This is a genomic window from Anaerovibrio sp. (assembly GCF_051866355.1).
In the GTDB taxonomy this organism is placed as follows: domain Bacteria; phylum Bacillota; class Negativicutes; order Selenomonadales; family Selenomonadaceae; genus Anaerovibrio.
In genome coordinates this window covers 1-3,229 of sequence record NZ_JBJDWZ010000067.1, presented here as the reverse complement: position 1 = coordinate 3,229, position 3,229 = coordinate 1, and the positions used below count along the sequence as shown (strand labels likewise).

Sequence of the window (3,229 nt, the reverse complement as noted above, 5' to 3'; positions counted from 1 at the left end):
AGCCAGGGCGCGGATGTCCTCCACAGTCGTCTGCAGGAGCTCCTTCCTGCGCTTCCGGCGTGATTCCAGGGTAATGCCGCGGAAATACATGCGCTGTGCCGTAACTCCCATGAGCCGCGGCGTCAATGGCGTATCAATGCCGCTGATGGCACCGATGATGTACTTCACCATCTCCCTGTCCGACGCCTCAAAGTTCCTGATGAACTCAGCCGTGCCGTCAAACACCGCCACGGTTTCCGCCAGATTCGGGTCACGGTAGGACACAAACATCATATCGCCGTCGCTGTTGAACCGCGTCATGGCGCCATAGGCGCCGCCCTGCACGCGGATTTTTATCCAGAAATACTCATACTTCAAAAGCATTTCCAGCACGCGGTAGGAGCCTGTCAGCTCATAGCCCAGCTTGTACAGATTGGCGCCCTTCGCCACATACTGCACCTGGCTGGAAGACATCAGCCCTTCCTGCTGCTGAGCCGGCCGGAAGCTGTACTCTGCCGTCTCCGCCCCGTCAGCGGTGGTATTCTCATGGAGCCTTGCCAGAAGCGGCTTCATCCCCTCGGCAAAGGCGGCATAGTCCTTCTCCTGCACCGTCACACCTATAGTCAGCCGTCTGGTGCTGAACAGCAGGCTCATCACCTGGGACAGCTTGGCACAGAAATCGTCCACGTTAGCCTCAAACTCATCCGTCAGCTCCTTCAGGAGAGGATAGGAGGACAGCTCGCCCTGCTCATTGTAGGCACCGGCACGGGAAATAAAGGAATTCAGCCTTGCCAGAGCCACCTGCACCGGTGACTGCAGCATTTCCAGCTCAAACTCGGAGCGGTTCTGCTGTAAAAGCTCCAAAAGCCGCTTTCTGTCCTCAAACCGCGTTTCATTCAAAAGCTCGCCGATAATATCCGCCAGCTCCGGCAGCTTCCGCATAAATGCCTTGGCCGACACCTTGAACACAGGCTGCAGGGAATCCGCTGTCCCGTCCAAAGTGAGGTTTTCCAGACTGAAAGATATACCGCCGGTGTGCATGTTCACCCTGTTGGTCATATCCTCATAGGTACTTGTTTCCGTATCCACCAGCCCGATTATATCCGAGAACAGGTAGGCATACGGCACCAGCTCCTGCGGTATCACATCCGCCTTGAAATACAGGTTCAGATAAACAATGCCGTTGGTCTCAGCCGGAGTGAACAGCACCTTCACATCTTCCAGCTGCCGCTCTTCCAGCGGAATATGCTTCGGCTCCGGTGCAATATCCTCAATTTTCAGCAGAGGAATGGTTGCCAGCGCCTCCGGTGAGTCAGGCGTCTGCTGGCGCAGCTTCAAGCGGGCAGTATTCTCAATCACCGTCCGGATTTCTGCCTCGGACATGGCCGCCTTCTTAGCCGCCAGCTCATCTGCCAACGCGGCCTCCTGCTTTGCCGCCAGCTCCCTATCAGGCTTCATCACCACGGACACGGCAAAATTATTTTCAAGGAAATATTTTTTCAGGAGCTGCTCATAATAATCAGTGTCCAGCTTGCTGCGCAAATCCTGCAAGTCAGCCTCGTAGCGCAGCTTTTCCAGCGGATCCTTGTCATAGAGCCAGTTTGTCATCAGCATGATGTTGTAAATCAGCCCCTTCGGATAGGAGCCAAAATCAGCCTCCCTCAGCTGGAACTCCATGAGGTTGAGGGCCGCTTCCAGAATTGTCCTGTCAATGCCCTTCTCCGCCAGCTCTGCCAGCGTGTCATGAATAACCTGCCGGAACTTTTCTGCCCTGTCAGCCTCCGCGCCATTTACCGTGATAGACAGATACGGCTGCAGCACGTTGGTCTCAAAATGGGAGGACACATCCATCCCCAGGCCCGCATCAATCAAGGCCTTGCGGAGCGGAGCCGCCGGGGTCTTCAAAAGTGCCTGCTCCAGAAGCCCGATAGCATTAATCAGCTCATGCTCACCGGCCTGCGCCATCACCAGATTGTAGCTCAGGAAGGTCCTGCTATCCTCCGGCTCCTCTGCCCCGATAGGGTATTCCCCCTCAATATGCTTTACTTCATCAAAAGCCTTCTGCAACGGAATAGCGGAATCAACCTCCACCCGCTCAAAATGGCTGAGATACTCGCTGTCAATAAATTCCAGCTGTGCCTCAATATCCATATCGCCGTACAAATAGATATAGCTGTTGGCAGGGGAATAATACTTCCTATGGAACTCGATAAACTGCTCATAGGTGAGATGCGGAATGGCCTTCGGATTGCCACCTGACTCGCAGGAATAGGTATTGCCCGGGAACAGCTCCCGCATAACCTGATTTTCAAGCAAATCCTCCGGGGAGGACAGTGCCCCCTTCATCTCATTGTAGACCACGCCGCTGTATTTCAGCGGCTCCTCCGGGCTCTCAATCTCATAATGCCAGCCCTCCTGCATGAGAATTTCTTCATTATCATAAATGGACGGATAAAAAACCGCATCCAGATACACATCCATCAGGTTGTGAAAATCCTTGTCGTTGCAGCTTGCCACCGGATACATGGTCTTGTCCGGATAGGTCATGGCATTGAGAAAGGTGTTCAGAGAACCCTTTACCAGCTCCACAAATGGCTCCTTCAACGGAAACTTGCGGGAGCCGCACAGGGTGGAATGTTCAATAATGTGTGGCACGCCGGTATCATCTGACGGTGGCGTGCGGAAGGAAATGGAAAACACCTTGTTGTCATCAGTGTTTTTCAGGTACAAAAGCCGCGCCCCGCTCTTGACATGCTGAAACTCAAAGGCCTCGGAGGACGCTTCCCTCACCTGCTCCTGCCGCAACAACCTGAAACCATGTATAATATCATTTACCTGCATAAATCAATCCCCTTTAGCAATACGATATCAAATGAAAAGCAAAGCCGGAATTGCCAAAAATCTGCAATCCATCCATAGCGCTTCACTTGTGTCAAATTTCGCTTCACGATTAAAAATTTGCTTCCTTATTTACCTGCTGATCTGACTTGCCCAGCACCCAGCCCAGGGTTTTCAGCTCCGAGTAAATCATCACTTTCTGCTCCCGGAACTCCGCACTGCAATTTCTGAACTGCTTATATTTCTGACAGCACTGCTGATACCGGGCATGAATTTCCGGCATGCTGCGCATCTTCGCCCCCATCTCAGGAGTGTAGCCTGTACTAATCTTAGCCATATCTATCTCATCCTTTCCTTTGCAAAGTTATCAATTACTATTTTACTACAAAATCATTTACAGGGCAAAAGCTAT

General features: G+C 52.5%; 2 protein-coding genes. Both read right to left on the bottom strand.

The window, feature by feature from the left end; genetic code table 11:
* A partial coding sequence (locus ACI3UA_RS04010) for an insulinase family protein (RefSeq protein WP_439723541.1) occupies nt 1-2,820 on the bottom strand: 2,820 nt, incomplete at its 3' end.
* Between the two features lie 109 nt (nt 2,821-2,929).
* Nucleotides 2,930-3,154 carry a hypothetical protein gene (locus ACI3UA_RS04005; RefSeq protein ID WP_439723540.1) on the bottom strand — a complete coding sequence of 75 codons (225 nt, stop codon included), beginning with the start codon at nt 3,152-3,154 and terminating at the stop codon, nt 2,930-2,932.
* Nucleotides 3,155-3,229: the final 75 nt, after the last annotated feature.